Below are 26508 nucleotides of genomic sequence, written 5' to 3' on the forward strand. Positions count from 1 at the left end.
GAGACGCGCAATGAAAACGAAGAAGTGGGTTTCAAGCTCGATTAGTGCCGCACTCGCAGCGGCGCTGATGGGCACGGCAGGCATGGCCACCGCGCAGGTGAAGATTGGCGTGACGCTCTCGGCAACGGGGCCGGCCGCGTCGCTCGGCATTCCCGAGAAGAACACCATCGCGCTGCTGCCCAAGGAAATCGCGGGCAAAAGCGTGCAGTACATCGTACTCGACGATGCCTCGGACACGAGCAAGGCCGTGCAGAACACGCACAAGCTGATCGACGAAGACCACGTGGATGCCATCATCGGCTCGTCGGTCACACCGAACTCGCTCGCGATGCTCGACGTCGTCGCGCAGGGCAAAACGCCGATGATCTCGCTCGCCGCGTCGGCCGCGATTGTCGAGCCGATCGACGCGAAGCGTCAGTGGGCCTTCAAGACGCCGCAGAACGACAGCCTGATGGCCGACGCGCTCGCGAGCTACATGGAGAAGCAGGGTGTGAAGACGGTGGGCTTCATCGGCTTCACCGACGCCTACGGCGATAGCTGGCTCAAGGAATTCAACGCCGCGGCCGCGAAGCACAACCTGAAGATCGTGGCGAGCGAGCGCTATAACCGCACCGATTCGTCGGTGACGGGCCAGGCGCTCAAGCTGATGTCTGCGAACCCCGATGCCATCCTGATCGCGGGCTCCGGCACGCCCGCGGCGCTGCCTGCGACGACGCTGAAGGATCGCGGCTACAAGGGCAAGATCTATCAGACGCACGGCGTGGCGAATAACGACTTCCTGCGCGTCTGCGGCAAGGATTGCGACGGCGAACTGCTGCCCGCAGGCCCGATCCTCGTGGCCGACCAACTGCCCGATTCGAACCCCGTGAAGAAGTCGGCGCTGGCCTACAAGGCGGCCTACGAGAAGGCGTACGGCGTTGGCACGGTGGCGACCTTCGGAGGCCATGCGTGGGACGCAGGCCAGTTGCTCCAGCGCGCGATTCCTGTTGCGCTCAAGGCTGGCCAGCCGGGCACCGAGGCGTTCCGTGTGGCGCTGCGCGCCGCGCTCGAAAACTCGCAGGACGTGGCGGGCGCGCACGGCATCTTCAACATGAGCGCGACCGATCATGCGGGCCTCGACCAGCGCGCGCGCGTGATCGTCGAGATCGTCAACAACAAGTGGAAGCTGCAGAGCGAATAACGTGTGGCGCGCGGGAAAGCGCGGCGCGTTTTCCCGTGAAACACGCGCGCGCGTCACGGCGTCATTCTGGCCGCTGACAATCATGCGCAAGCACGAACAAGTGTGACCGGTGTGCGGCTTCGTGCTGCACACCGGCTTTCGCACGTGAAGGTTTCAGGAAGAGGGGAGTATGGATTTATCGATCGCCGCGATCCTCGCGCAGGACGGCATCACCACCGGAGCGATCTACGCGCTGCTCGCGCTCGCGCTGGTGCTGGTGTTCTCCGTCACGCGGGTGATCTTCATTCCGCAGGGCGAATTCGTTTCGTATGGCGCGCTCACGCTCGCCGCGCTGCAATCGCAGAAGTTTCCGGCCACCTGCTGGCTGCTCGTCGCGCTCGGGGCGGCGTGCTTCGTCGTCGAGACAGCCGCTCTCGTGCGTCACGCCGAACGGCGCCGCCACGCGGCGCGCACGCTCGTCACGCTCGCGGGCAAGTATCTGCTCTTTCCCATCGCGCTCTACGCGGTGACGCGCGGCGTCGCCAGCCAGCCACTGCCCATGCTCGTGCAGATTGCGCTCACGCTCGCGATCGTGGTGCCGATGGGATCGTTCATCTATCGCCTCGCGTATGAGCCCATTGCCGAGGCGACCACGCTGCTGCTGCTGATCGTCGCGGTGGCCGTGCACTTCGCGATGGTGGGCCTCGGGCTCGTGATGTTCGGCGCGGAAGGCTCGCGCACGAACGCGTTCTCCGACGCCACGTTCAACATCGGCAGCCTGTCCATCTCGGGGCAAAGCCTTTGGGTGATCGGCACGGCGGCGGTGCTGATCGTCGCGCTGTATCTATATTTCGACCGCACGATTTCAGGCAAGGCGTTGCGCGCGACGTCGGTGAATCGCCTGGGCGCGCGGCTTGTCGGCATCGGCACCACGCAGGCCGGCCGGCTCGCGTTCACGCTCGCGGCGGGCCTCGGCGCGCTGTGCGGCATTCTCGTCTCGCCGCTTACCACCATCTATTACGACTCGGGCTTCCTGATCGGCCTCAAGGGCTTCGTGGGCGCCATTATCGGCGGCCTGGTGAGCTATCCGCTGGCCGCGGCGGGTTCGGTGCTCGTGGGCCTGCTGGAGTCGTACTCGTCGTTCTGGGCGAGTTCTTACAAGGAAGTGATCGTGTTCACGCTGATCATCCCCGTGCTGCTGTGGCGCTCGCTCTCGACGCCGCACGCCGAAGAGGAAGAGGAGTGATGCGATGAAACGATTCGTCATGCACAACCGCTTCTTCTGGCTGTTCCTCGTGGTGATGTTCGCGCTGCCGGTGCTGCCGCATCCGGTGCACGTGCCCGAGTACTGGATCACGCTGCTCAACTACATCGGCCTGTATTCGATCGTCGCGATCGGGCTCGTGCTGCTCACGGGCATCGGCGGGATGACGAGCTTCGGGCAGGCCGCGTTCGTCGGGCTCGGCGCGTATGCGACCGCGTATCTGACGACGCAGTACGGCGTTTCGCCGTGGCTGGCGCTCATCGTCGGCGTGGTCATTACGGGGCTCGTGGCGCTCGTTCTGGGGCTTGTCACGATGCGTCTGTCGGGCCACTTCCTGCCGCTCGGCACGATTGCCTGGGGCCTCGCGCTGTTCTTCCTGTTCGGCAATCTCGACATGCTCGGCAAGTACGACGGCATCAACGGCATTCCCGTGCTGAACGTGCTGGGCGTCAACCTCGAATCGGGTCGCCATATCTACTACCTGATCTGGGTCGTGGTGCTCCTGTCCGTGGTGTCTGTTCAGAATCTGCTTAATAGCCGCATGGGCCGCGCGATTCGCGCGCTGCGCGGCGGCGGGCTGATGGCCGAGGCCATGGGCGTGAACACCGGCTGGATGCGCGTGGTGATCTTCGTCTACGCGGCCGTGCTCGCGGCCGTTTCCGGCTTCCTGTACGCGCATTTGCAGCGTGCGGTGAACCCGACGCCGTTCGGTCTGAATCACGGCATCGAGTATCTCTTCATGGCTGTGGTGGGCGGCGTGGCGCACGTCTGGGGCGCCGTACTCGGCGCGGCGATTCTCACCGTACTGCAGGACTGGCTGCAAACGCTGCTGCCGAAATTGCTGGGCGAGAACGGCAACTTCGAGATCATCGTCTTCGGCATTCTGATGGTGCTGTTGCTGCAATATGCGCGGCGCGGCGTCTGGCCGTTCGTGGCGCGCTTTTTCCCGAGCGGCCCCCAGGCGCACGTGCCCGAGCACGCCGAAGCGTTGCCGCAGCGCAGCAAGCCGGCCAGCGGCGAGATGCTGCTCACGGTGAACAAGGCGCGCAAGCAGTTCGGCGGCCTCGTGGCCGTGAACGATGTGAGCTTCGAGGTGAAGGCGGGGCAGATTATCGGCCTGATCGGTCCCAACGGAGCAGGCAAGTCGACGACCTTCAATCTCGTGACCGGTGTGCTCCAGCCTACCAGCGGCGAGATCACGTTCCGCGGCGAGCGCATCGACCGGCTGACTTCACGTGAAATTGTCGCGCGGGGCATCGGCCGGACATTCCAGCACGTCAAACTGCTGCCGACCATGACGGTGCTCGAGAACGTCGCCATCGGCGCGCATCTGCGCGGTCACGCGGGCGTGCTGCGCAGCGTCGCGAAGCTCAACGCGGCGGAGGAAGGGCGGCTCATGAAGGAGGCAGCGCAGCAGATCCGCCGCGTCGGGCTCGAGCAGCATATGTATGACGAAGCGGGTAGCCTGGCTCTGGGCCAGCAGCGCATCCTCGAAATTGCGCGCGCGCTTTGCTGCGATCCGACTTTGCTGCTGCTCGACGAACCGGCGGCGGGCCTGCGTTACCAGGAAAAGCAACAGTTGGCGGCATTGCTGCGAAAGCTGCGGGAAGAGGGGATGAGTGTGCTGCTGGTCGAACACGACATGGATTTCGTTATGAATCTCACCGACCGCCTCGTCGTGATGGAGTTCGGCACGCGCATCGCGGAAGGTCTGCCCGAAGACGTGCAGAAGGATCCGGCTGTGCTGGAAGCGTACTTGGGCGGGGTGGAATGATGACGACACCCGTACTGGAAGTCTCCGGACTCGCGGTTCGCTACGGCAAGATCGAGGCGCTGCACAAAGCGGCGATCAAGGTTGGCGCAGGGCAAATCGTCTCCGTGATCGGGCCGAACGGCGCAGGCAAGTCCACGTTGCTCAACGCCATCATGGGCGCGCTGCCCGTGACGGGGAACGCGAGCGGCCGCATCGCGTATATGGGCGAGGAGATCGGCTCGTTGCCAATCGAGCGGCGCGTGGCGCGCGGCATGTGTCTCGTGCCGGAAAAGCGCGAGCTATTTGCATCGATGACTGTGGAGGACAATCTCGTGCTCGGCGCGTATCGCCGTAAGCGCGCCGGCGCGCGAAATTTTCTCGATCAACTGGAGCCGGTTTTCACGCTGTTTCCGCGCCTCAAGGAACGCCGGGCGCAGGCGGCCGGCACGCTCTCGGGCGGCGAGCGCCAGATGCTCGCGGTGGGACGTGCCTTGATGGGCAAGCCTGATCTATTGATGCTCGACGAACCCAGCCTTGGGCTCGCGCCGCTGATCGTGAAGGAAATCTTCCACATCATTAGTGCGCTCCGGCAAACCGGCGTCGCGACGCTGCTCATCGAGCAGAACGCGCGCGCTGCGCTGCAAATTTCCGATTACGGCTACGTGCTGGAAACGGGGGATCTGGCGCTCGAAGGTCCGGCGGCGCAATTGGCGCAGAATCCGCGCGTTATCGAAACGTACTTGGGGCTGGCGAAGAAGCCGGTTTGATCTTGCGGGTTCGATTTCATCTGTCGCTGTAGAAATGAGCGGCGTGTTTCACGTGAAACACGCCGCTTTTTTTCGATATCGACCGGAACGGAATTCGGGTGCGAACGGCCCAAAACCTGAAACCGTTATAATTCGCGCATCCACTTTTTCTGAGAAGGCTCACGCGGTCGTTTTCGTCCATGCGTGAGGTCCCCGCCATGCTTTATCCCACAGAGTTTGACGTAATCGTCGTCGGCGGCGGTCACGCCGGAACCGAGGCTGCGCTTGCCGCCGCCCGCATGGGCGTCAAGACGCTCCTGCTCACGCACAACATTGAAACGCTCGGCCAGATGAGCTGCAACCCGTCGATTGGCGGCATCGGCAAAGGCCACCTGGTTAAGGAAGTCGACGCACTAGGCGGCGCCATGGCCGCGGCGACGGACGAGGGCGGCATTCAGTTCCGCATTCTCAATTCGTCCAAGGGCCCGGCGGTTCGGGCGACCCGCGCGCAGGCGGACCGTATTCTTTACAAGGCGGCGATCCGTCGACGTCTCGAGAATCAGCCGAATCTGTGGCTGTTTCAGCAGGCCGTGGAAGACCTGATGGTCGAAGGCGACCGCGTAGTCGGCGCCGTCACGCAGGTGGGAATTCGCTTCCGCAGCCGCGCAGTCGTGCTGACGGCGGGGACGTTCCTCGATGGCAAGATTCACGTGGGGCTGAACAACTACACGGGCGGCCGCGCTGGCGATCCCGCTGCTGTCACGCTCTCGTCGCGCCTGAAAGAGCTGAAGCTGCCGCAGGGGCGTCTCAAGACGGGCACGCCGCCGCGTATCGACGGCCGCACGATCGACTTCTCGGTACTCGAAGAACAGCCTGGCGACCTCGATCCGGTGCCGGTGTTCTCGTTCCTTGGCCGCGCGGAGCAGCATCCGCGGCAGATTCCGTGCTGGGTAACGCACACGAACGAGCGCACGCATGACATCATTCGCGGCGGTCTCGACCGCTCGCCGATGTACACGGGCGTGATTGAAGGGGTAGGGCCGCGCTATTGCCCATCCATCGAGGACAAGATCCATCGCTTTGCCTCGAAGGAATCGCATCAGATCTTTCTGGAGCCGGAAGGCCTGACGACGAACGAGTTTTACCCGAACGGCATCTCCACGAGCCTGCCATTCGACGTGCAGCTCGATCTCGTGCACTCGATGCGCGGCCTTGAGCACGCGCACATCCTTCGTCCCGGCTATGCGATCGAATACGATTACTTCGACCCGCGCGGGCTGAAGGCGTCGCTGGAAACCAAGGTGATCAGTGGATTGTTTTTTGCGGGCCAGATCAATGGCACGACCGGCTATGAGGAAGCGGCCGCGCAAGGATTGCTTGCTGGCATAAACGCTGGCTTGCAAGTGCAGGGCAAGGAGGCATGGTGTCCCCGCCGTGATCAGGCGTACCTTGGCGTGCTGGTTGACGATCTGGTCACGCGTGGTGTCTCGGAGCCGTATCGCATGTTCACGAGCCGCGCTGAATACCGCTTGAGCCTGCGTGAAGACAACGCCGATATGCGCCTGACGGAGATCGGCCGCGAATTGGGCGTGATCGATGATGTCCGCTGGGACGCGTTTAGCCGCAAGCGCGATGCTGTTTCACGTGAAACAGAGCGCCTGAAATCGACATGGGTGAATCCCAAGACGCTTTCGGTTGAAGAAGCGACGGCACTCCTCGGCAAGTCGATCGATCGCGAATACAACCTCGCGGATCTGTTGCGCCGCCCGGGCGTGAGCTATGACGGCGTTTGCGGCCTGCGTGAGGGCGCTTGCGCGCCGGAAGCCCCGTTGGCCGACGACGAAGTGCTGCTCGCGCAGATCAAGGAGCAGATCGAGATCGGCATCAAATATCAGGGTTATATCGATCGCCAAGCCGACGAGATCGAGCGCAACGGCGCGCAGGAGAATACGCGCTTGCCGGAAGGCATCGATTACGCGGAAGTGCGAGGCCTTTCGTTTGAGGCGCGTCAGAAGCTGAACCAGTTCCGCCCCGAGACCATCGGCCAGGCGTCGCGTATCTCGGGCATTACGCCCGCCGCGATCTCGTTGCTGATGGTTCATCTCAAGCGTGGCTTGGGCCGTCGTCGCCAGAATCCGGGTGCGGCGGACGAGAACGGCGCCGACTCGACGCCGGTGGCGCAATGACGGGCCGCTCGAGGCAACCCGGCATCGCGGACCGTGACGCGCTGGCTCGTCTGCTGAAAGAGGGCACAGCGGCGCTCGGCGTCGAACTCGCCGAGCGTCAGCACGAGCAGTTGCTCGATTACGTCGCGCTGCTCGCGAAGTGGAACGCCGTGTACAACCTTACGGCAATCCGCGACCCGCGTCAGATGCTGATCCAGCACATTCTCGATTCGCTTTCGATCGTGCCGCATCTGCCGAAGCGCGCCGACGCAACGGTGCTCGACGTTGGTTCCGGCGGCGGCCTGCCAGGCATCGTCCTCGCGATCGTGCGCCCGGACTGGCAGGTTACGCTCAACGATATCGTGCAGAAGAAGTCGGCGTTCCAGTCGCAGGCGAAGGCCGAACTTGGACTCGCTAACCTTTCGGTGGTGACCGGCCGGGTCGAATCGCTGCGTCCCGGCGTGGAAGTGCCAAAAAAATTCGATCTGATCGTGTCGCGGGCATTCGCGGATCTCGCCGATTTCGTTACACTGGCCCGTCATCTCGTGGCCGATGGCGGCGCGATCTGGGCGATGAAGGGCGTGCACCCCGAAGGCGAGATCGAACGCCTGCCATCCGGCACCCGGGCGCTCAATACGATCCGCTTGAGCGTGCCGATGCTCGATGCGGAGCGGCACCTGATCGAAGTGTCGGTCGAGCCGGTCGCGGCGGCCTGAGCGGCGCGGCACTGGCCAATCGGCCGAATGGTGGGCGAGTCCGTTGCGTCATATCGTTAGCAAACTACTTAAGGCAGTAAAAGGGACACACAAAAGATGGCAAAAATCTTCTGCGTTGCGAACCAGAAGGGCGGCGTCGGCAAGACGACGACAACGGTCAATCTCGCCGCGAGCCTCGCATCGCAGGGACAGCGTGTCCTTCTCATCGACCTCGACCCGCAGGGCAACGCCACGATGGGCAGCGGCATCGACAAGGCCGCTTGCGAGAACACGGTGTACGAAGTGCTGGTCGACGGCGTCACGGTGAACGCCGCGCGCACGCGGCCGGAACAGGTGGGCTACGACGTCCTGCCGGCCAATCGCGAACTGGCTGGCGCCGAAGTCGAACTGGTGACGGTCGAGCAGCGCGAGCGGCGCCTGAAGGCCGCGCTCGCCGAAGTCGACGCCGAGTACGACTTCGTCCTGATCGACTGCCCGCCGGCGCTTTCGCTGCTCACGCTCAACGGGCTGTGTGCCGCGCACGGCGTGGTGATCCCCATGCAGTGCGAATATTTCGCGCTCGAAGGGCTCTCGGATCTCATCAATACGATCAAGCAGGTCCACGCAAACATGAATCGCGACCTGAAGGTGATCGGTCTTTTGCGCGTGATGTTCGACCCGCGCATCACGCTTCAGCAGCAGGTTTCCGAGCAATTGAAGGAGCACTTCGGCGACAAGGTGTTCGACGCCGTGATCCCGCGCAACGTCCGCCTTGCCGAAGCGCCTAGTTACGGCTTGCCGGGTGTGGTGTTCGATCGCGCCTCGCGCGGCGCACAGGCCTACGTGCAGTTTGGCGCGGAAATGATCGAGCGCGTGCGCGCACTCTGACGAGAGACTGGGGAAGCACGATGAATGCAGTAGCACGGAAGAAGGGGCTGGGCCGAGGGCTGGAAGCATTGCTCGGCGGCAGCGCGGACATCACCGAAGCGGTGAAGATCGAAGGCGCGCCTAACACGCTGCCGCTCACGCAGATGCAAGCCGGCAAGTATCAGCCGCGCACGCGCATGGACGAAGGCGCGCTCCAGGAACTGGCCGCGAGCATCCGCGCGCAGGGTTTGATGCAGCCGATTCTCGTGCGTCCGATCGCGACGGGGCGCTACGAAATCATCGCGGGCGAGCGACGCTTCCGTGCGGCGCACATCGCCGGCCTGACCGAAGTACCCGTGCTCGTGAAGGACGTGCCCGATCAGGCCGCCGCCGCGATGGCGCTGATCGAAAACATCCAGCGCGAGGACCTCAATCCGCTGGAAGAGGCGCAGGGCATCCAGCGCCTGCTTGACGAGTTCAGCTTCACGCACGAACAGGCGGCCGAGTCGGTGGGCCGCTCGCGCAGCGCGGTGTCGAACCTGCTGCGTCTGCTGAACCTCGCGGCGCCCGTGCAGACCATGCTGCTGGCCGGCGATCTCGACATGGGCCACGCGCGTGCGCTGCTCGCCGTGGACGCCGCCACGCAAATCACGCTGGCGAATCAGGTGGTCAACCGGCGCATGTCGGTGCGCGAAACGGAGAAGCTCGTTTCGGCCACGACGAAGGCCGCACCGGCCGTGAAGGCGAAGGCCGCGCACGACGGCGGCCGCGACACGCGCCGCCTCGAGGAGGAACTGTCGGACCTGCTCGCCGCCTCCGTGCGGATCAAGCTTGGCCGGCGCGGGCGCGGGCAACTGACCGTCGACTTCGGCGACCTCGACGCGCTCGACGGCATTTTGCTGCGTCTGCGCGGCGAAACGGCGGCGTGATGAGTGCGATGAGTGTGACGGACATGATGGGCGTCGCCGCCGCAAACGCGTGCGCCGGGACATAACGCCGGTGCGCGAAACTCAGCAGGGCGCGCGCGCGCCCTTGAACCTGTTGCGCCGTATCGGCGCGTTCGCCGCATCGGAGCCCGTGCTCGCGATCCTCGTCGTGGCGTTCGTGGTGTTGCAGATCTACGCGCCGCGTCCCATTGCCTCGCTGCCCGCACTCGTCGACTGGCAAACGGTGATGACGCTCGCGGGGCTGCTCATTCTGACGAAGGGCATCGAATATTCAGGACTACTGACCTGGCTCGCCCACAAGCTCGTCCATTACATCCACTCGGAACGCGGGCTCGCGCTGCTGCTCATCGCGCTGGCCGCCGCGCTATCGACGATCGTGACCAACGACGTGGCGCTTTTCGTCGTCGTGCCGCTCGTGCTTTCACTCCATAAGCTCACGCCGCTGCCGCTCAAGCGCCTCGTGATCGTCATCGCGCTTGCCGTGAACGCGGGCTCGGTGCTCACGCCGCTCGGCAACCCGCAGAACCTGTTTCTCTGGCAGGTGAGCGGAGCGTCGTTCGGTCGCTTCGTCGTTGCGCTCGCTCCGCTTTGCGCGCTGCTGATGGCGATGCTCTTCGCGCTCGCCACGTTCCTCTTCAAGGGCGCATCGCTCGACCTATCGAAAGACGCCGCGCCGCAGCGCGTCGATCGCGCGCTGGCGAGCGTCGCGGCCGCGCTCTTCGTCGCGTTCGTGCTGCTCGCCGATGCGCACCATGCAGGCGTCGCGCTCGCCGCCGTGGCCGCGGGCTTCGTGATCTGGCGCATACGCATCGTGCTCAAGATCGACTGGCTGCTGCTGCTGATCTTCGTGCTGATGTTCATCGTCCTGCGCAGCGTGGCCGCGCTGCCCGGCGTACATCACGCCCTGACGTCGCTGTCGCTGCAAACGCCGATGCGCGCTTTTGCCGCCGGCGCGGTGCTGTCACAGGTGATCAGCAACGTTCCGGCCGCCATCGTGCTTGCGGGCTTCACGCACGACTGGCGTGCGCTGGCGTTCGGCGTGAGCGTCGGGGGCTTCGGAGTCGCCATCGGCTCGCTCGCCAATCTCATCGCCGTGCGTCTGTCGGGCGAGCGGGGCGTGTGGCTGCAGTTTCATCTCATTGCCGTGCCGTTCTGGATCACGGCGTTTCTGGGCGGCGCGTTGCTGCTGCGTCTGTTCTGACGCCACCTGTTCCGATATCCGGAATTACCTGGTCATCCTGACCATTGCGTGTTGCCTGCTTCGTCCCTTACAGTTATCGGTCACAACCCGGCAGCGCCGGGTTTTCCGCATCATGAAGTCGCATTTCACAGGTGTTATTGAAGGGCCTAAAGTCTTGAATTGCCTGCAACTATCGCTTACAATCGCCCGGATTTATTTGGTTGGCGATGCTGTAAGCACGCTGTAATTAACGCGCGTGCCAGGCGAATTTCCGGAATAAAGCGATGGTGGGTCAGAGGCCGGACGAAGCGCCGCAGGCGCATGAGGGGCCCGCTGTACCGCCGGGCGAAGTCGGAGCATCCGGCCGGGGGCAGGATGCGGCGGCGAAACATTCCGGACGCGTTGATCACAACGCGCGCTGGGACGAGCTGGACGCCAGCCTGCAAGATAACAACGACATCGTTCCGCTCACCCGGGCCGAAGCCGAGCAGATCTTCGGCGCGCAGGTGAGCCGCCCATCGCGCGTCACGCCGTTTCGTGTCGTGGCGGCGCAAGTGGTTTTGTCCCTGGTAGCAACGTTGGCGTGGTGGCTGTTTTATAAGCCGCCGGGCAGTGCTGCGTTGTCGGCGTTCCTGGGGGGAGCGATTTGCTGGTTTCCGGGTGCGCTGTTCGCGGCGCGCCTGAAGCAGTTGAGCCGTGCCGGCACCGTCTTTAACTGGATGCTCGGCGAAGCCTTCAAGATGGGGGCGACGATTGCGATGTTCGTCGCCATCGCGTTCTGGTATCACGACGTGCAGTGGATTCCCTTGCTCGTCACGTACCTGATCGCACTAAAGACATACTGGGTCGCCCTCGCTTGGCGCTGATCCACCAACATCGCGCCGCCTCAATTCAGGGCGTCGAAGCGATGACAGTGGAAGTTGGCTGGCCGATGCGAAGCAGATAAGACACGATCCACGGCGGCGCGTTCCCGCAATACAGTATTGCGGCGGGAACGGCCGAAAACGATTTTCGACAATTTGGGTGGCATTCACGATATGGCAGCTAGCGAAGGAACAAGCGGACCGGGTCCGTCCGAGTACATTGCTCACCACTTGCAGAACTTTGCGACCTCGCACCAGACTTCGATCGTCGACTTCAGCGTCTGGAACATCGACACGCTGTTCTGGTCGATCCTGTGCGGCGTCGTGACTATCCTCATCCTGCGCCTCGCTGCGCGCAAAGCGACGCCGGGCGTGCCGGGCCGCTTCCAGTGCGCCATCGAAATGCTGGTCGAGATGGTCGAGGACCAGTCCAAGTCCATCGTCCATGGCAACCGCGCATTCATCGCTCCGCTCGCGCTGACCGTTTTCATCTGGGTCGCGCTCATGAACTCGCTCGACTTCATTCCCGTCGACCTGCCCACGCGCGTGATCGGCTGGCTCGGCCTGTCTGAAGTGTTCCCGCATCAGCGCATCGTTCCGACGGCCGACCTCAACGGCACGTTCGGCATCGCGCTCGGCGTGTTCGTGCTGATGATTTACTACAACCTCAAGATCAAGGGTCCCGGCGGCTTCGCACACGAACTGCTCTCGGCCCCGTTCGGCGCGCATCCGCTCCTGTGGATCCCGAACCTTGCACTGAACATCATCGAGTTTGTCGCCAAGACGGTTTCGCTCGCCCTGCGGTTGTTCGGCAACATGTATGCAGGCGAGCTGCTGTTCCTGCTGATCGCGCTGCTGGGCGGTCTGTGGAGCTTCGGCGCGGACACGACGGTGCTTGGCTTCATCGGCCACGTGATTGCGGGCAGCGTCTGGGCGATCTTCCACATCCTGATCGTTCTGCTGCAGGCGTTCATTTTCATGATGCTGACGCTGGTGTACATCGGCCAGGCACACGACAAGCACTGAGTGCTCGTCAAAACCAGATTTGCAGTTTTAAATCCCAAGTTCCAAAAAATCTCACAAAGGAGTGATCATGCAAGCTTTCATCGCCAACATCCAGGGTTTCACGGCCATCGGTATCGGCATCATCATCGGCCTGGGTGCAATCGGCGCCTGTATCGGTATCGGCCTGATGGGCGGCAAGTACATCGAAGCCTGCGCACGTCAGCCTGAACTGATGAACCCGCTGCAGACGAAGATGTTCCTGCTGGCTGGTCTGATCGACGCGGCGTTCCTGATTGGCGTGGGTGTTGCAATGCTGTTCGCGTTCGCTAACCCGCTGCTCTCGAAGCTCGCGGGCTAAGTTCCCTGGAAGGTTGCGCCTGACCTATAACGGGTAGTGGGCGCATGGCGGAACGGGAGACGAGGCGCTGATCGAGTTTCACAACCGATGAGCGCCTTGCCGTTTCAATTCCCCGGAATAGCAACGATTAAGGAAACACCGTGAATCTCAACGCAACCCTGTTTGCGCAAATGGTCGTGTTCCTGATCCTCGCGTGGTTCACGATGAAGTTCGTGTGGCCGCCGTTGATCAACGCCCTCGACGAGCGCTCGAAGAAGATCGCAGACGGCCTCGCCGCTGCGGAAAAGGGCAAGGCGGAACTCGAAGCGGCGCACAAGCGCGTCGGCGAAGAGCTCGCTACGGCCCGTAACGAGGGTCAAAGCCGTATCGCCGACGCCGAAAAGCGCGCGCTGGCCGTCGCAGAAGAAATCAAGGCCCAGGCACACGCCGAAGCGGCACGCATCATCGCTCAAGCGAAGGCCGACGCCGACCAGCAGGTCGTCAAGGCGCGCGAAGTACTGCGCAGCGAAGTCGCGGCACTGGCAGTGCAAGGCGCCGAGCAGATCCTGAAGCGCGAAGTCGATCAGTCGGCCCACGCCGAACTGCTGAATCAACTGAAAGCCGAGCTCTGATCATGGCCGAACTTGCAACCATCGCCCGCCCGTACGCAGAAGCATTGTTTGGCGTGGCCGAAGCTGGTGACACCGCCGCCTGGTCCACGCTCGTTTCGGAGCTGGCACAGGTTGCGGCCTTGCCCGAGGTGCAGTCGGTCGCGACGAGCCCGAAGGTGAGCCATGCCCAGGTCCTCGAGCTGCTGCTCGCGGCGGTGAAGTCGCCGGTCAAGGAATCGGCCGAGGTGAAGAACCTCGTGCAGATGCTGATCGAGAATCATCGCCTGGCGCTGCTGCCGGAAATCCAGACGCAGTTCGAAGCGCTCAAGAACGCCAAGGCAGGCGCCGCTGACGCAGTGATCGTCAGCGCGTTCCCGCTCGAAGGCGCCCAGTTGAACGACCTCGTCGCCAGCCTCGAACGCAAGTTCAAATGCAAGCTGAAGCCGGCCGTCGAGATCGACAAGTCGCTCATCGGCGGCGTGCGCGTCACGGTCGGCGACGAAGTGCTCGATACCTCGGTCCGCGCGCGGCTCGCCAGCATGCAGGCGGCTCTGACCGCCTGAGCGTCTCGATCCCAGGGATCAGGCGCGGCGGCTGGCACGCAACAGAATTGAACATCAGGAGCGAATAATGCAACTCAATCCCTCTGAGATCAGCGAGCTGATCAAGAGCCGGATCCAGGGCCTTGAAGCGAGCGCCGACGTTCGCAACCAGGGCACCGTGATCTCCGTGACCGACGGCATCGTGCGTATCCACGGCCTGTCGGACGTGATGCAGGGCGAAATGCTCGAATTCCCGGGCAACACGTTCGGCCTCGCGCTGAACCTCGAACGCGACTCGGTCGGCGCCGTGATTCTCGGCGAGTACGAGCACATCTCGGAAGGCGACATCGTCAAGACGACGGGCCGCATTCTCGAAGTGCCGGTTGGCCCGGAACTGATCGGCCGCGTGGTCGATCCGCTCGGCAACCCGATCGACGGCAAGGGTCCCGTCAACGCGAAGATGACCGACGCGATCGAAAAGATCGCTCCGGGCGTGATCTGGCGCGAAGGCGTGTCGCAGCCGGTGCAAACGGGTCTGAAGTCGATCGACTCGATGGTGCCGATCGGCCGTGGCCAGCGCGAGCTGATCATCGGCGACCGTCAGTGCGGCAAGACCGCAGTGGCCGTCGACACGATCATCAACCAGAAGGGCAAGGACCTGATCTGTATCTACGTCGCCATCGGTCAGAAGGCTTCGTCGATCCAGAACGTGCTGCGCAAGCTCGAAGAAACGGGCGCGATCGAATACACGATCGTCGTGGCCGCTTCGGCTTCGGAATCGGCCGCGCTGCAGTACCTCGCGCCGTACGCCGGCTGCACGATGGGCGAATACTTCCGCGACCGCGGTCAAGACGCCCTGATCATTTACGACGACTTGACCAAGCAAGCCTGGGCATACCGTCAGATCTCGCTGCTGCTGCGCCGCCCGCCGGGCCGTGAAGCTTACCCCGGCGACGTGTTCTATCTCCACTCGCGTCTGCTCGAGCGCGCCGCGCGCGTGTCGGCCGACTACGTCGAGAAGTTCACGAACGGCGAAGTGAAGGGCAAGACGGGTTCGCTCACCGCACTGCCGATCATCGAAACGCAAGCAGGCGACGTGACCGCATTCGTTCCGACGAACGTGATCTCGATTACCGACGGCCAGATCTTCCTGGAAACCGACCTCTTCAACGCAGGCATCCGCCCGGCTATCAACGCCGGCGTGTCGGTCTCGCGCGTGGGTGGTGCGGCTCAAACGAAGGTCGTGAAGAAGCTCTCGGGCGGTATCCGTACCGACCTCGCGCAGTACCGTGAACTGGCTGCATTCGCCCAGTTCGCCTCGGACCTCGACGAAGCGACCCGCAAGCAGCTCGAGCGCGGCCGCCGCGTGACGGAACTGCTCAAGCAGCCGCAGTATCAGCCGCTGCAAGTGTGGGAACTGGCTGTGGCGCTGTTCTCGGCGAACAACGGCTACCTCGACGACATCGACGTCAAGGACGTCCTGCCGTTCGAAAAGGGTCTGCGCGAATACCTGAAGTCGAAGCACGCCGACCTCATCGGACGCATCGAGGACAAGAAGGACCTGTCGAAGGACGACGAGAACGCGCTCCACGCGGCTCTCAAGGACTTCAAGAAGTCCGGCGCATACTGATCCGTCCGGGGATCAATCCAGATAAACGGACTGGGACCCGGGGCGGCGCTTCAAGCGCTGGCCCGGGTCGACAAAGGAGCAAGCAATGGCTGGAATGAAGGAAATTCGCGGCAAGATCAAGAGCGTGCAAAACACGCGCAAGATCACCAAGGCGATGGAAATGGTCGCGGCGTCGAAAATGCGCCGTGCCCAGGAGCGCATGCGCGCCGCCCGCCCGTACGCCGACAAGGTCCGCGACATCGCTGCGCACATGAGCCGTGCGAACCCCGAGTACCGCCACCCGTTCATGGTGGAAAACACCGGTGCGAAGGTCGCAGGCGTGATTCTCGTCACGACCGACAAGGGTCTGTGCGGCGGGATGAACACCAACGTGCTGCGCGCGACGCTGCAGAAGTTCAAGGATCTGGAAGCATCCGGCACGACGATCGAAGCCACCGCGATCGGCAGCAAGGGCCTCGGTTTCCTGAACCGTCTGCGCGCGAAGGTCGTCTCGAACGTTGTGCAACTCGGCGATACGCCGCACCTCGAAAAGCTGATCGGCGCGATCAAGGTGCAGCTCGACCAGTACTCGGAAGGCAAGCTTTCCGCCGTGTACCTCGCGTACACGCGCTTCGTCAACACGATGAAGCAGGAGCCTGTGATCGAGCAACTGCTGCCGCTGTCGGCCGAGCGTCTCGAAGCGAACGACGACGGCACGACGCCGAAGTCGTCGTGGGACTACATCTACGAGCCGGACGCGCAAACCGTCGTGGACGAACTGCTGGTGCGCTATGTCGAAGCCCTGGTCTATCAGGCCGTGGCGGAAAACATGGCTTCGGAGCAGTCGGCCCGCATGGTCGCGATGAAGGCGGCGTCGGACAACGCGAAGACGGTCATCAACGAACTGCAGCTCTCGTACAACAAGAGCCGCCAGGCCGCGATTACGAAGGAACTGTCGGAAATCGTCGGCGGCGCAGCAGCCGTCTGACAGGCGCGAACCGATTGCGAAACCGCGCCGGTGTCGAACCGGTGAGCGAGTGAAGAATTCAGGTATCTAAAGGAAAATCGATGAGTACAACTGCTTTGGTAGAAGGCAAGATCGTACAGTGCATCGGCGCGGTGATCGACGTGGAATTCCCGCGCGAGAGCATGCCGAAGATCTACGACGCGCTGATTCTCGAAGGGTCGGAACTGACCCTGGAAGTGCAGCAGCAGCTTGGCGACGGCGTTGTCCGCACCATCTGTCTGGGTTCGGCTGACGGCCTGCGCCGCGGCACCGTGGTCAAGAACACGGGCAAGCCCATCAGCGTGCCGGTCGGCAAGCCGACGCTGGGCCGCATCATGGACGTGCTCGGCCGCCCGATCGACGAAGCGGGCCCGATCGCGAGCGAAACGACGCGCTCGATCCACCAGAAGGCCCCGGCGTTCGACGAACTGTCGCCTTCGGCGGAACTGCTCGAAACCGGCATCAAGGTTATCGACCTGATCTGCCCGTTCGCGAAGGGCGGCAAGGTGGGTCTGTTCGGCGGTGCTGGCGTGGGCAAGACCGTCAACATGATGGAGCTGATCAACAACATCGCGAAGGAACACGGCGGTTACTCCGTGTTCGCGGGCGTGGGCGAGCGTACCCGTGAGGGCAACGACTTCTACCACGAAATGAAGGACTCGAACGTTCTCGACAAGGTCGCGCTGGTGTACGGCCAGATGAACGAGCCGCCGGGCAACCGTCTGCGCGTCGCGCTGACCGGCCTGACGATGGCCGAGCACTTCCGTGACGAAGGTCTCGACGTGCTGTTCTTCGTCGACAACATCTACCGTTTCACGCTGGCTGGCACGGAAGTGTCGGCACTGCTCGGCCGTATGCCGTCGGCAGTGGGCTACCAGCCGACGCTGGCAGAAGAGATGGGCAAGCTGCAAGAGCGCATCACGTCGACCAAGAAGGGCTCGATTACGTCGGTTCAGGCCGTGTACGTCCCTGCGGACGACTTGACCGACCCGTCGCCGGCTACGACCTTCGGCCACCTTGACGCAACCGTCGTGCTCTCGCGGGACATCGCCTCGCTGGGTATCTATCCGGCAGTCGACCCGCTCGACTCGACCTCGCGCCAGATCGACCCGAACGTGATCGGCGAAGAGCACTACTCGATCACGCGCGGCGTGCAGCAAACGCTGCAACGCTACAAGGAACTGCGCGACATCATCGCGATTCTGGGCATGGACGAACTCTCGCCGGAAGACAAGCTGTCCGTCGCCCGCGCGCGCAAGATCCAGCGTTTCCTCTCGCAGCCGTTCCACGTCGCGGAAGTCTTCACGGGCTCGCCGGGCAAGTACGTGCCGCTGAAGGAAACCATCCGCGGCTTCAAGATGATCGTCGATGGCGAATGCGATCACCTGCCGGAGCAGGCGTTCTACATGGTCGGCACGATCGACGAAGCCTTCGAAAAGGCCAAGAAGATCCAGTAAGGGGCAGGTGCAGATAAAGAGGCGAGATTCGCAGTGCTACCTGGCGCCGGCAGATCTCGCCGCTGCAACCCACTGACCCCAAGCCATGCATGGGATCGGAATAAGCGCTGAAGCGCTAACTCCGATCGACAGGAGTCGACACATATGGCAGCAACCATCAAGGTAGACGTCGTCAGCGCCGAAGAGAACATCTTCGACGGCCAGGCGAAGTTCGTCGCGCTTCCGGGCGAGGCGGGCGAGCTTGGCATTCTGCCGGGCCACACGCCGCTCATCACGCGTATTCGTCCGGGTGCCGTGCGCATCGTGGCGGAAGACGGCAACGAGGAGTTCGTGTTCGTCGCGGGCGGCATTCTGGAAGTGCAGCCGGGCGCCGTCACGGTGCTCGCCGACACGGCGATCCGCGGCAAGGACCTCGACGAGGCGAAAGCCACGGAAGCGCGCAAGCGCGCCGAAGAGACGCTGCAGAACGCCGGTTCGAACCTCGAGTACGCCACCGCCCAGGCCGAGCTGGCCTACGCGGTCGCGCAACTCGCGGCGATCCAGCGCCTGCGCAAGATGAACCAGCACTAACCGGTTCTCGTACGCGCGCCCGCGTGGCGTGGCGTCCGAAGCGAAAAGGGCTCCCTGACCGGAGCCCTTTTTGCATTTGCGCGTTGCTGAACAACGGGCCGAGCCCGCGGGCAGCGCGAGGAAAAGCGCGGCATAAATGCCGGTGAGTCGCGGTGGCCGACCAAAACGCTCTGACATACTTGACGTTTACGGAAAGGTAATGCCAAATCATGCGTTCGCGCGCGGGCTCGAACCTCGCGCTGCGGGTAAGACTTGATGCCTTCGCCGGGAAAGCCGGTGGCACAATGGTTTTCAAAATCATTTCAAACGCGGGAGTGACGCTCCCCAGGAGACAGCCATCATGGCAATCGACGCAGCAGGCGGGCGCGCCGCGCCCGGTGTACATGAGCCGCTCATCGCGCCGAAAGACGGCCTTTCCTACGTGCGAGGCGCGACCGACGTGCCGCTCAGCGACGCGACGCTCGGCGCGTTCCTGCGGGAGACCGCGAACCGCTTTCCCGAGCGGCCCGCTGTGGTGTTCCGCGAGCAGGGAATTCGCTGGAACTGGCGCGAATTCGCCGCGGAAGTGGACGTGCTGGCTGCCGGCTTCGCGGAGCTGGGCATCGTCAAAGGGGATCGCGTCGGCATCTGGTCGCCCAATCGCGTCGAATGGCTGCTCACGCAGTTCGCGACCGCGCGCATCGGCGCGGTGCTGGTCAACATCAATCCTGCTTATCGCCTCGCCGAACTCGAATACGCGCTGAACAAGGTGAGTTGCAAGGCGATCGTCTCCGCGGAAAGCTTCAAGACCTCGAAGTACCTGGAGATGCTGCAGACGCTCGCGCCGGAGCTTGAGAGCGCGGCGCCCGGCCAGTTGCGGGCCGCGCGCCTGCCGGAGTTGCGTTCGGTCGTGCGCATGTGCGACACCGCCACGCCCGGCATGCTCTGCTTCAGCGAACTCGTGGAGATGGGCCGCGAGCGCATCGCCCGCGACGGCACGGCCTGGCTCGACGCCATCGACGCGACGCTGTCGCCCGACGACGCCATCAACATCCAGTTCACGAGCGGCACGACCGGCAATCCGAAGGGCGCGACGCTCACGCACCGCAACGTGCTTAATAACGGGCGTTTCATCGCCCAGGCGATGCGCCTGACCGAGGAAGATTCGCTCTGCATTCCGGTGCCGCTCTATCACTGCTTCGGCATGGTGCTCGCGGTGCTCGCGTGCGTTTCGGTGGGCGCGAACATGGTGTTCCCGGGCGAGGCCTTCGATCCGCGCGCGACGCTCGAAGCCGTCTCGGAAGAGGGCTGCACCGCGCTGCACGGCGTGCCCACCATGTTTATCGCGGAGCTGGATCATCCGGAGTTCGCGCGCTTCGATCTGTCGAAGTTGCGCACGGGCATCATGGCCGGCTCGCCATGCCCCATCGAGACGATGAAGCGCGTGGTCTCGAAGATGCATCTCGCCGAAATCACCATCGCCTATGGCATGACGGAAACGAGCCCGGTGTCGTTCCAGAGTTCGACCACCGACCCGCTGGACAAACGCACCACCACGGTGGGCCGCATTCAGCCGCATCTCGAAGTCAAGATCGTCGATGCGCTCGGCAATATCGTGCCCGTAGGCGAGACGGGCGAGCTATGCACGAAGGGTTATTCGGTGATGCAGGGCTACTGGGGCGACGAGGCGAAGACGGCCGAGTCGATCGTCGATGGCTGGATGCATACGGGCGATCTCGCCACGCTCGACGCCCAAGGCTACTGCAATATCGTCGGCCGCCTGAAGGACATGCTCATTCGCGGCGGCGAGAACATCTATCCGCGCGAGATCGAGGAGTTTCTGTTCCGCCATCCGAAGGTGCAATCGGCGCAGGTGTTCGGCGTGCCCGATGCGAAATACGGTGAAGAAGTATGCGCGTGGATCGTGCTGCGCCCGGGCGAAGCGGCGACGGCCGAAGAAATTCAGGCGTTCTGCCAGGGGCAGATTGCTCACTACAAGATTCCCAAGTACATCCGCTTCGTCGACGAACTGCCGATGACCGTGACGGGCAAGGTGCAGAAGTTCGTAATGCGCGCGCGCATGATCGACGAACTCAAGATCGGCGAGCAAAAGACGGCTTGATGAACGATGTGAACGATGGCCGCGGCGACGAATCATCCAGTCGCCGCGGCTTCTTCGATGCGCGCGCAAAAACAGTCGGGAATCCGAATGATTGCCTCACGCAAGCGCAGCGGAAAGGGAAGTACTGCAAAACGATGCCTGTTGAATAACGAAACGTACAGGCGAAAAAAAAGCGGGCCTGGAGCCCGCTAAAAACCACACGCTACGGGGTTAGCGCGAGGAGACCAAAGGAGGAGCCGGGTCATGAAACGTCTGCGACGCCGGTCACGGCTCCCACAAGGATGCCCCTCGAGAGGGCTTCGGCGTAGTGCCGACCGGCAGGTGTTTTGTGTCCGCTCACACTGGCACCGCGCCACATCCGTGTTGAAACCGTTGAAGGCATTGTGGGCGAATTAAGAAGGGTTGGCGGTAACAAAGTGTTTCAGGTTGTAACGCCCGCCAGATAAGGCTCCGAGCCTCTTTTTGCTTTCCCGAGCCTTTTGCGGAAGTCATTTTTACCGCTATTTTTCGAGGCTGTCTGACCGCCTTGACGACCATACGCGCGCGAGGATTCGTATCGCATGAACGAAGGCCCGCGACATGGGCCTTTTACCCGCGGCGCGCTTCGTACAGATTTACCGGCTGCGCACATGCGCAATGTGTCGACATCGCCCATGTGCGCGACAGGCGAACTTCGGGGCAACCTTCGCGCGCTTCGCGTGACGACCTGGTTTGCAACTCATCGTAGCAATTCGAAGGGCCATAACATCGAGGCGTTGTTAGCCGTTCACTTCAGCCACTTGTCCGAGATTGCCTGATATTCGCCGCTCGCGCGCGCAAGGTGCAGCCACTGATCGACGTACTGCTGGAACACCACGTCGCCGCGCGGCACCATCCACGCTTTCTCGCCGTACTGGAACGGCTTGTCGGGATGCACCGAGCACAGTCCCGGGTTGAGCTTCTGCTGCAGCAGGGTTTCGGAAGCGTCGGTCACCATCACGTCGGCTTTGCCTGCTAGGATCTGCTTGAAGATCGTCACGTTGTCCGGATACATGATGAGATTCGCGTTCGGAAAGAACTGCTTCGCAAAGCGCTCGTTCGTGCCGCCCGGATTCATGATCACGCGCACCGAAGGCTGGTTGATCTGCGCGACGGTCTGGTACTTCCTGACGTCGTCGCACCGCACGATCGGTGTCTTGCCGTCGACCTGATACGCCTCGGTGAAGAACGCGCGCTTCTGGCGATCGAGCGTCGTGGAAACGCCGCCCACCGCAACGTCGCACTTCGCGAGGAAGTCGGTCATGAGGTTCGACCACGACGTTTTCACAAACTCGGCCTTCACGCCCAGCGACTTCGCGAGCGACTGGGTCATGTCGATGTCGATGCCTTCGAATGTGCCGTCCTGTCTATAGAACGAGTAGGGCTTGTAGTCGCCGGTCGTACAGGCGCGCAGCGTGCCCCGCGCGATGATTTCATCGAGGCGCGAATGTCCAGCGGCGGCGGCTTGCGTTCCGTTGTTCGACGTACCGGCAGACTGGTTCAAGGCGCAGGCGCTCAGCAATGCGGCACTAACGATCGTCAGGCCGAGGGCGGCTTTTTTCATCGTGTCTCCGTTTATGGTTTTGATCGATGTAATTTTCCAGAAAGCCGTCCGATCATAGTCCGCGCGTACCCCTACGGTTAAGCGAGGACTTACCTGGGTATGCAAGGACCTATACTTCGGTGTTATTGCGCTTTCCGATCCCGTCCATCAGCGGCATGGCGCGGCGGCGGCTCCGGTAAAATGGCCGCTTGCTTTCGAACCTTGGCGCGACTTCGCGCATCCAGCACGTGGCCCACACTCTCCTGAACGACACCTTCCTGCGCGCGCTGCTGCGCCAGCCGACCGAGTACACGCCAATCTGGCTGATGCGCCAGGCAGGCCGCTATCTGCCCGAGTACAACGCCACGCGCAGCCGCGCGGGCAGCTTCCTCGGTCTCGCCAAGAATCCCGATTACGCGACCGAGGTCACGCTGCAACCGCTCGAGCGTTATCCGCTCGACGCCGCGATCCTGTTTTCCGACATCCTCACGATTCCCGATGCGATGGGTCTCGGCCTCTCGTTCCAGGCGGGCGAAGGGCCGAAGTTCGCGCATCCCGTGCGCACCGAGGAAGACGTCGCGCGCCTGGCGGTGCCGGACATCGGCGCGACGCTCGGCTACGTGACCGACGCCGTGCGCGAAATTCGCCGCGCGCTCACGAACGCGGACGGGCGGCAGCGCGTGCCGCTCATCGGCTTTTCCGGCAGCCCGTGGACGCTCGCGTGCTACATGGTCGAGGGCGGCGGTTCGGACGACTTCCGCAGGGTGAAGTCGATGCTGTACGCGCGGCCGGACCTCATGCAGCGCATTCTCGAAGTCAACGCGCAGGCCGTGGCGGCCTATCTGAATGCGCAGATCGAAGCCGGCGCGCAAGCCGTGATGATCTTCGACACGTGGGGCGGTGCGCTCGCGGACGGCGCCTATCAGCGCTTCTCGCTCGCGTACATCGCGCAGGTCGTGGCGCAGCTCAAGCGCGAGCACGATGGCGAGCGCGTGCCGGTGATCACCTTCACGAAGGGCGGCGGCCTCTGGCTCGACGAAATAGCCAATACGGGCGTGGACGCAGTGGGGCTCGACTGGACCGTCAACCTCGGCCGCGCGCGCGAACGCGTGGGGGATCGCGTGGCGCTTCAGGGCAACCTCGACCCCACGGTGCTGTTTGCTTCACCGGCCGCGATTCGCGAGCAGGCGCGCGCGGTCCTCGACAGCTTCGGGGCGCATCCGGGCCACGTGTTCAACCTGGGTCACGGCATTTCGCAGTTCACGCCGCCCGAAAGCGTGGCCGAACTCGTGGACGAGGTGCATCGTCACAGCCGCGCCATTCGCGCGACCGGTGCGTGACATTTTTGGTGCGTTGCAACAGGCTGGGCTCCGGGCATCAGGGTATGACCGGGCTCAAGAGGCCATCCAGACGCCATCGCGCTCCTGTCAAGACTTGACTTATACACACCTGCCACGTTGCGGCGCGCAAGAGGGAAAGGTTGTCGCAGGGGGCCGCAAATGTCTGAGCAGAATCAATCAGACCCTTGACAGACAAGGCTTTCGGCGCTCCACGGCGCTCTGTGCGGTATCCCACATAACGGCGGCACGCGGGCGCGCCGCGGCGGCGTCCGGCAAGTTCTCAACAAAGTTATCCACAGGCGCAGATTCGGGGGCGCGATTGTTCTGCGGAATCCAAAACTTAGCGCGAAATCTCAAGTATTACTTTAGGTTTGCGCGTCTGCGCGCTGGCGTACGGATCTTCCCTGGGGGCGGGGCATGACGGGAAAGTACGTGCGCGTGGCGCTGGACCACCCTCTGGATGCGCTCTACGACTATCGCTACGGGCTCGACAGCGCGCCCGAACCCGGCATGCTCGTGCGTGTGCCGTTCGGGCGTCGCGACGTGGTGGGCCTCATTTGCGAAGTGAACGCTCACAGCGACGTGCCCGCCAACAAGCTTCGCGACGTGAGCGCCGTGTGCGCCGCGTGCCCGCCGCTTTCGGCGCAATGGCTCGCGCTGGCAGGCTTTGCCGCCGACTACTATCAGCGTGGCCTGGGCGAGGTCGCGTTGCCGGCGTTGCCGCAGGCGTTGCGCGATCCGTCGCGCTGGCCGCGGCTTCTGGCTCCCGAGGAGCGCTATCGGTTATTGCCGCAAGGGCGCGCCGCGTTGCCGGACGCCTTGCCGGCGCGCGCGCAGGCGCTGCGCCGTCTCGCGCAGGCGCTGGCGGAGGCCGGTGAATTCGACGCCGCCGCGGCCCGCGCGCTGCATCCCAAGGCGATTGCGACGCTCGACGCCTGGCGCGAGGCCGGCTGGGTCGAGCACGAATGCATCGAGTTCGGCGCTCACGCAGGCGCGTCCAGCAGCGCCGCCGCTGTCACGGCGCTCGCCGACGTCCCGCGCCTGAGCGACGAGCAGGCGCAAGCAGTGGAAGCGATCGACGCGGCGAGCGGCTTCGCGCCCTTCCTGCTGCACGGCGTGACCGGCAGCGGCAAGACCGAGGTTTATCTGCGCGCGCTCGCTGCGCTGCTCGAACGCGACCCTGGCGCCCAGGCGCTGGTGCTCGTTCCCGAAATCAATCTCACGCCGCAGTTCGAGGCGGCCTTTCGCACACGCTTCGCGGCCACGCTTGCGAGCGAAGCCATCGTCGCGCTTCACAGCGGGCTGGCCGAAGGCGAGCGCGCGCGCAACTGGCTCGCGGCGCACACGGGCCGCGCGCGCATCGTGCTCGGCACGCGGCTCGCCGTGCTCGCGTCGTTGCCGCGCCTCGCGATGCTCGTGGTCGACGAAGAGCACGACCCCGCCTACAAGCAGCAGGAAGGGCTGCGCTATTCGGCGCGCGACCTGGCGGTGTGGCGCGCGAAGCAGCTTGGCGTACCGGTCGTGCTGGGTTCGGCCACGCCGTCGCTGGAAAGCTGGTGGCAGGCCGAGCAGGGGCGCTACACGCGCCTCACGCTCTCGCGCCGCGCGATGGCCGACGCCGTGCTGCCGAGCGTCAAGCTGATCGATCTCGAGGAAGAGCGGCGGCGCGGCCGCGCCTCGTTCGAAGGGCTCTCCGGGCCGTTGGTCGCGGCGATGAAGGCGCGTCTGGAGCGCGGCGAGCAGAGCCTCGTGTTCCTGAACCGTCGGGGCTATGCGCCCACGCTCGCATGCGACGCCTGCGGCTGGGTGGCAGGCTGCCCGCGCTGCAGCGCCTACGTCGTGCTGCACAAGCCCGAGCGCGCGCTGCGTTGCCACCACTGCGGATGGGAATCGCGCATTCCTCGTTCGTGCCCCGATTGCGGCAACGTCGACATCGCGCCGATGGGCCGAGGCACGCAGCGCATCGAGGAGGCGCTCGCGAGTGCGGTGCCTGGCGCACGGGTGTTGCGCATCGACGCCGACAGCACGCGCCGCAAGGGCAGCGCGCAGGCGCTTTTCTCCGACGTGCACGCGGGCGAAGTCGACATCCTGGTGGGCACGCAGATGATCGCGAAGGGGCACGACTTCCAGCGCGTGTCGCTCGTTGGCGTGCTGAACGCCGACAACGCGCTCTTTTCGCACGATTTCCGGGCGAGCGAGCGCCTGTTCGCGCAACTGATGCAGGTGAGTGGGCGTGCGGGGCGCGCCGGTCTGCCCGGAGAGGTACTCGTGCAGACGCGCTATCCGCGCCATGCGCTTTATCACGCGCTGGCGCGCCACGACTATGTGGGTTTTGCGAATACGCAGGTGGCGGAGCGGCGCGATGCGCACCTGCCGCCGTTTGTCTATCAGGCGCTATTGCGCGCCGAAGGCCGCACGCTGGAAGCCGCGCTGGCATTTCTGGCGCAGGCCGCCGAAGCGCTCGCGGCGATTCCGGGCGCCGGGCGCGTCATGGCTTACGACGCAGTGCCGCTCACCATCGTCAAGGTGATGAACGTGCATCGCGCGCAACTGCTCGTGGAAAGCCAGTCGCGCGCCGCGCTGCAGGCAACGCTGCGCGCGTGGCAACCCGCGCTGCGCGCATTGCGCGGCGTGCTGCGCTGGAATCTCGAAGTCGATCCACTCGATATCTAGCCTCTAGCCGGGCGTGCGCCCGGCGCACGAGCGGAAGCGGCCCCCTTGCCGTAAAGG

At 63.8% G+C, this 26508-nt stretch carries 22 protein-coding genes; 21 read left to right on the plus strand and 1 reads right to left on the minus strand.

Annotation, left to right across the window (positions count from 1 at the left end; translation table 11 throughout):
• Positions 1-10 precede the first annotated feature (10 nt).
• From U5768_RS17285 to U5768_RS17375, 19 genes are all read left to right on the plus strand, one after another.
• Positions 11-1180 (plus strand): ABC transporter substrate-binding protein, encoded by a 1170-nt coding sequence (locus U5768_RS17285; protein ID WP_322031614.1) that lies wholly within the window; start codon positions 11-13, stop codon positions 1178-1180.
• 169 nt (positions 1181-1349) lie between these two features.
• Positions 1350-2405 (plus strand): branched-chain amino acid ABC transporter permease, encoded by a 1056-nt coding sequence (locus U5768_RS17290; RefSeq protein WP_322031615.1) that lies wholly within the window; start codon positions 1350-1352, stop codon positions 2403-2405.
• A 4-nt stretch (positions 2406-2409) separates the two neighbouring features.
• On the plus strand, positions 2410-4197 hold the full coding sequence (locus U5768_RS17295) for a branched-chain amino acid ABC transporter ATP-binding protein/permease (protein ID WP_322031616.1): 1788 nt from the start codon (positions 2410-2412) through the stop codon (positions 4195-4197).
• Entirely contained in the window at positions 4194-4943 is a 750-nt protein-coding gene (locus U5768_RS17300; RefSeq protein ID WP_322031617.1) for an ABC transporter ATP-binding protein, read from the plus strand. Before U5768_RS17295 ends, U5768_RS17300 begins: the two co-directional genes overlap by 4 nt.
• Positions 4944-5140: 197 nt before the next feature.
• On the plus strand, positions 5141-7108 hold the full coding sequence (mnmG, locus tag U5768_RS17305) for a tRNA uridine-5-carboxymethylaminomethyl(34) synthesis enzyme MnmG (protein ID WP_322031618.1): 1968 nt from the start codon (positions 5141-5143) through the stop codon (positions 7106-7108).
• Positions 7105-7803, plus strand: a complete 699-nt coding sequence (rsmG, locus tag U5768_RS17310) for a 16S rRNA (guanine(527)-N(7))-methyltransferase RsmG (RefSeq protein WP_322031619.1) — start codon at positions 7105-7107, stop codon at positions 7801-7803. The genes mnmG and rsmG overlap by 4 nt, the downstream gene beginning before the upstream one ends.
• 96 nt (positions 7804-7899) lie before the next feature.
• Complete coding sequence (locus tag U5768_RS17315; RefSeq protein ID WP_254355731.1) at positions 7900-8670, plus strand: ParA family protein; 771 nt, start codon at positions 7900-7902, stop codon at positions 8668-8670.
• A gap of 20 nt (positions 8671-8690) precedes the next feature.
• Positions 8691-9578, plus strand: coding sequence for a ParB/RepB/Spo0J family partition protein (locus tag U5768_RS17320; RefSeq protein WP_322031620.1), 888 nt, complete (start codon positions 8691-8693; stop codon positions 9576-9578).
• A 70-nt stretch (positions 9579-9648) separates the two neighbouring features.
• The gene (locus U5768_RS17325; RefSeq protein WP_322031621.1) at positions 9649-10797 is read left to right on the plus strand and encodes an SLC13 family permease; all 1149 of its coding nucleotides are present in this window, start codon (positions 9649-9651) and stop codon (positions 10795-10797) included.
• Positions 10798-11060: 263 nt separating this feature from the next.
• A complete protein-coding gene (locus U5768_RS17330) occupies positions 11061-11642 on the plus strand; it encodes an ATP synthase subunit I (RefSeq protein WP_322031622.1) in 582 nt (193 codons plus the stop codon).
• A gap of 171 nt (positions 11643-11813) precedes the next feature.
• Positions 11814-12665, plus strand: coding sequence for a F0F1 ATP synthase subunit A (atpB, locus tag U5768_RS17335; protein ID WP_322031623.1), 852 nt, complete (start codon positions 11814-11816; stop codon positions 12663-12665).
• A gap of 67 nt (positions 12666-12732) precedes the next feature.
• Positions 12733-13002: a F0F1 ATP synthase subunit C gene (gene atpE / locus U5768_RS17340; RefSeq protein WP_028203308.1), complete on the plus strand. Its 270-nt coding sequence runs from the start codon at positions 12733-12735 to the stop codon at positions 13000-13002.
• A 140-nt stretch (positions 13003-13142) separates the two neighbouring features.
• Positions 13143-13613 (plus strand): F0F1 ATP synthase subunit B, encoded by a 471-nt coding sequence (locus tag U5768_RS17345; RefSeq protein ID WP_322031624.1) that lies wholly within the window; start codon positions 13143-13145, stop codon positions 13611-13613.
• Between the two features lie 2 nt (positions 13614-13615).
• The gene (locus U5768_RS17350; protein ID WP_322031625.1) at positions 13616-14155 is read left to right on the plus strand and encodes a F0F1 ATP synthase subunit delta; all 540 of its coding nucleotides are present in this window, start codon (positions 13616-13618) and stop codon (positions 14153-14155) included.
• A 67-nt stretch (positions 14156-14222) separates the two neighbouring features.
• Positions 14223-15764: a F0F1 ATP synthase subunit alpha gene (gene atpA, locus U5768_RS17355; RefSeq protein WP_322031626.1), complete on the plus strand. Its 1542-nt coding sequence runs from the start codon at positions 14223-14225 to the stop codon at positions 15762-15764.
• 85 nt (positions 15765-15849) lie between these two features.
• Positions 15850-16731, plus strand: coding sequence for a F0F1 ATP synthase subunit gamma (gene atpG, locus U5768_RS17360; protein WP_322031627.1), 882 nt, complete (start codon positions 15850-15852; stop codon positions 16729-16731).
• A gap of 80 nt (positions 16732-16811) precedes the next feature.
• A complete protein-coding gene (atpD, locus tag U5768_RS17365; RefSeq protein ID WP_322031628.1) occupies positions 16812-18206 on the plus strand; it encodes a F0F1 ATP synthase subunit beta in 1395 nt (464 codons plus the stop codon).
• A gap of 144 nt (positions 18207-18350) precedes the next feature.
• Complete coding sequence (locus U5768_RS17370) at positions 18351-18776, plus strand: F0F1 ATP synthase subunit epsilon (RefSeq protein WP_322031629.1); 426 nt, start codon at positions 18351-18353, stop codon at positions 18774-18776.
• A 340-nt stretch (positions 18777-19116) separates the two neighbouring features.
• Positions 19117-20877 (plus strand): AMP-binding protein, encoded by a 1761-nt coding sequence (locus U5768_RS17375; RefSeq protein ID WP_322031630.1) that lies wholly within the window; start codon positions 19117-19119, stop codon positions 20875-20877.
• Positions 20878-21643: 766 nt separating this feature from the next.
• On the opposite strand, the gene U5768_RS17380 is transcribed toward U5768_RS17375, so the two are convergent.
• On the minus strand, positions 21644-22459 hold the full coding sequence (locus U5768_RS17380; protein WP_322031631.1) for a transporter substrate-binding domain-containing protein: 816 nt from the start codon (positions 22457-22459) through the stop codon (positions 21644-21646).
• A 227-nt stretch (positions 22460-22686) separates the two neighbouring features.
• Between U5768_RS17380 and hemE the strand changes: the two genes are divergently transcribed.
• Together hemE and U5768_RS17390 are read left to right on the plus strand one after the other, a co-directional pair.
• Positions 22687-23778: a uroporphyrinogen decarboxylase gene (hemE, locus tag U5768_RS17385; RefSeq protein ID WP_322031632.1), complete on the plus strand. Its 1092-nt coding sequence runs from the start codon at positions 22687-22689 to the stop codon at positions 23776-23778.
• 417 nt (positions 23779-24195) lie between these two features.
• Positions 24196-26451 carry a primosomal protein N' gene (locus tag U5768_RS17390; protein WP_322031633.1) on the plus strand — a complete coding sequence of 752 codons (2256 nt, stop codon included), beginning with the start codon at positions 24196-24198 and terminating at the stop codon, positions 26449-26451.
• The last annotated feature ends 57 nt before the right edge of the window (positions 26452-26508 follow it).

Source organism: Paraburkholderia sp. J76, assembly GCF_905220295.1.
Lineage (GTDB): Bacteria > Pseudomonadota > Gammaproteobacteria > Burkholderiales > Burkholderiaceae > Paraburkholderia.

Coding starts and splice junctions, on each gene's coding strand:
- U5768_RS17330 (WP_322031622.1), top strand. CDS start 11,061: ATGGTGGGTCAGAGGCCGGACGAAGCGCCGCAGGCGCATGAGGGGCCC.
- U5768_RS17370 (WP_322031629.1), top strand. CDS start 18,351: ATGGCAGCAACCATCAAGGTAGACGTCGTCAGCGCCGAAGAGAACATC.
- U5768_RS17320 (WP_322031620.1), top strand. CDS start 8,691: ATGAATGCAGTAGCACGGAAGAAGGGGCTGGGCCGAGGGCTGGAAGCA.
- U5768_RS17285 (WP_322031614.1), top strand. CDS start 11: ATGAAAACGAAGAAGTGGGTTTCAAGCTCGATTAGTGCCGCACTCGCA.
- atpE (WP_028203308.1), top strand. CDS start 12,733: ATGCAAGCTTTCATCGCCAACATCCAGGGTTTCACGGCCATCGGTATC.
- U5768_RS17295 (WP_322031616.1), top strand. CDS start 2,410: ATGAAACGATTCGTCATGCACAACCGCTTCTTCTGGCTGTTCCTCGTG.
- atpD (WP_322031628.1), top strand. CDS start 16,812: ATGAGTACAACTGCTTTGGTAGAAGGCAAGATCGTACAGTGCATCGGC.
- atpA (WP_322031626.1), top strand. CDS start 14,223: ATGCAACTCAATCCCTCTGAGATCAGCGAGCTGATCAAGAGCCGGATC.
- U5768_RS17290 (WP_322031615.1), top strand. CDS start 1,350: ATGGATTTATCGATCGCCGCGATCCTCGCGCAGGACGGCATCACCACC.
- rsmG (WP_322031619.1), top strand. CDS start 7,105: ATGACGGGCCGCTCGAGGCAACCCGGCATCGCGGACCGTGACGCGCTG.
- U5768_RS17350 (WP_322031625.1), top strand. CDS start 13,616: ATGGCCGAACTTGCAACCATCGCCCGCCCGTACGCAGAAGCATTGTTT.
- mnmG (WP_322031618.1), top strand. CDS start 5,141: ATGCTTTATCCCACAGAGTTTGACGTAATCGTCGTCGGCGGCGGTCAC.
- U5768_RS17380 (WP_322031631.1), bottom strand. CDS start 22,459: ATGAAAAAAGCCGCCCTCGGCCTGACGATCGTTAGTGCCGCATTGCTG.
- U5768_RS17315 (WP_254355731.1), top strand. CDS start 7,900: ATGGCAAAAATCTTCTGCGTTGCGAACCAGAAGGGCGGCGTCGGCAAG.
- U5768_RS17390 (WP_322031633.1), top strand. CDS start 24,196: ATGACGGGAAAGTACGTGCGCGTGGCGCTGGACCACCCTCTGGATGCG.
- U5768_RS17375 (WP_322031630.1), top strand. CDS start 19,117: ATGGCAATCGACGCAGCAGGCGGGCGCGCCGCGCCCGGTGTACATGAG.
- atpG (WP_322031627.1), top strand. CDS start 15,850: ATGGCTGGAATGAAGGAAATTCGCGGCAAGATCAAGAGCGTGCAAAAC.
- atpB (WP_322031623.1), top strand. CDS start 11,814: ATGGCAGCTAGCGAAGGAACAAGCGGACCGGGTCCGTCCGAGTACATT.
- U5768_RS17300 (WP_322031617.1), top strand. CDS start 4,194: ATGATGACGACACCCGTACTGGAAGTCTCCGGACTCGCGGTTCGCTAC.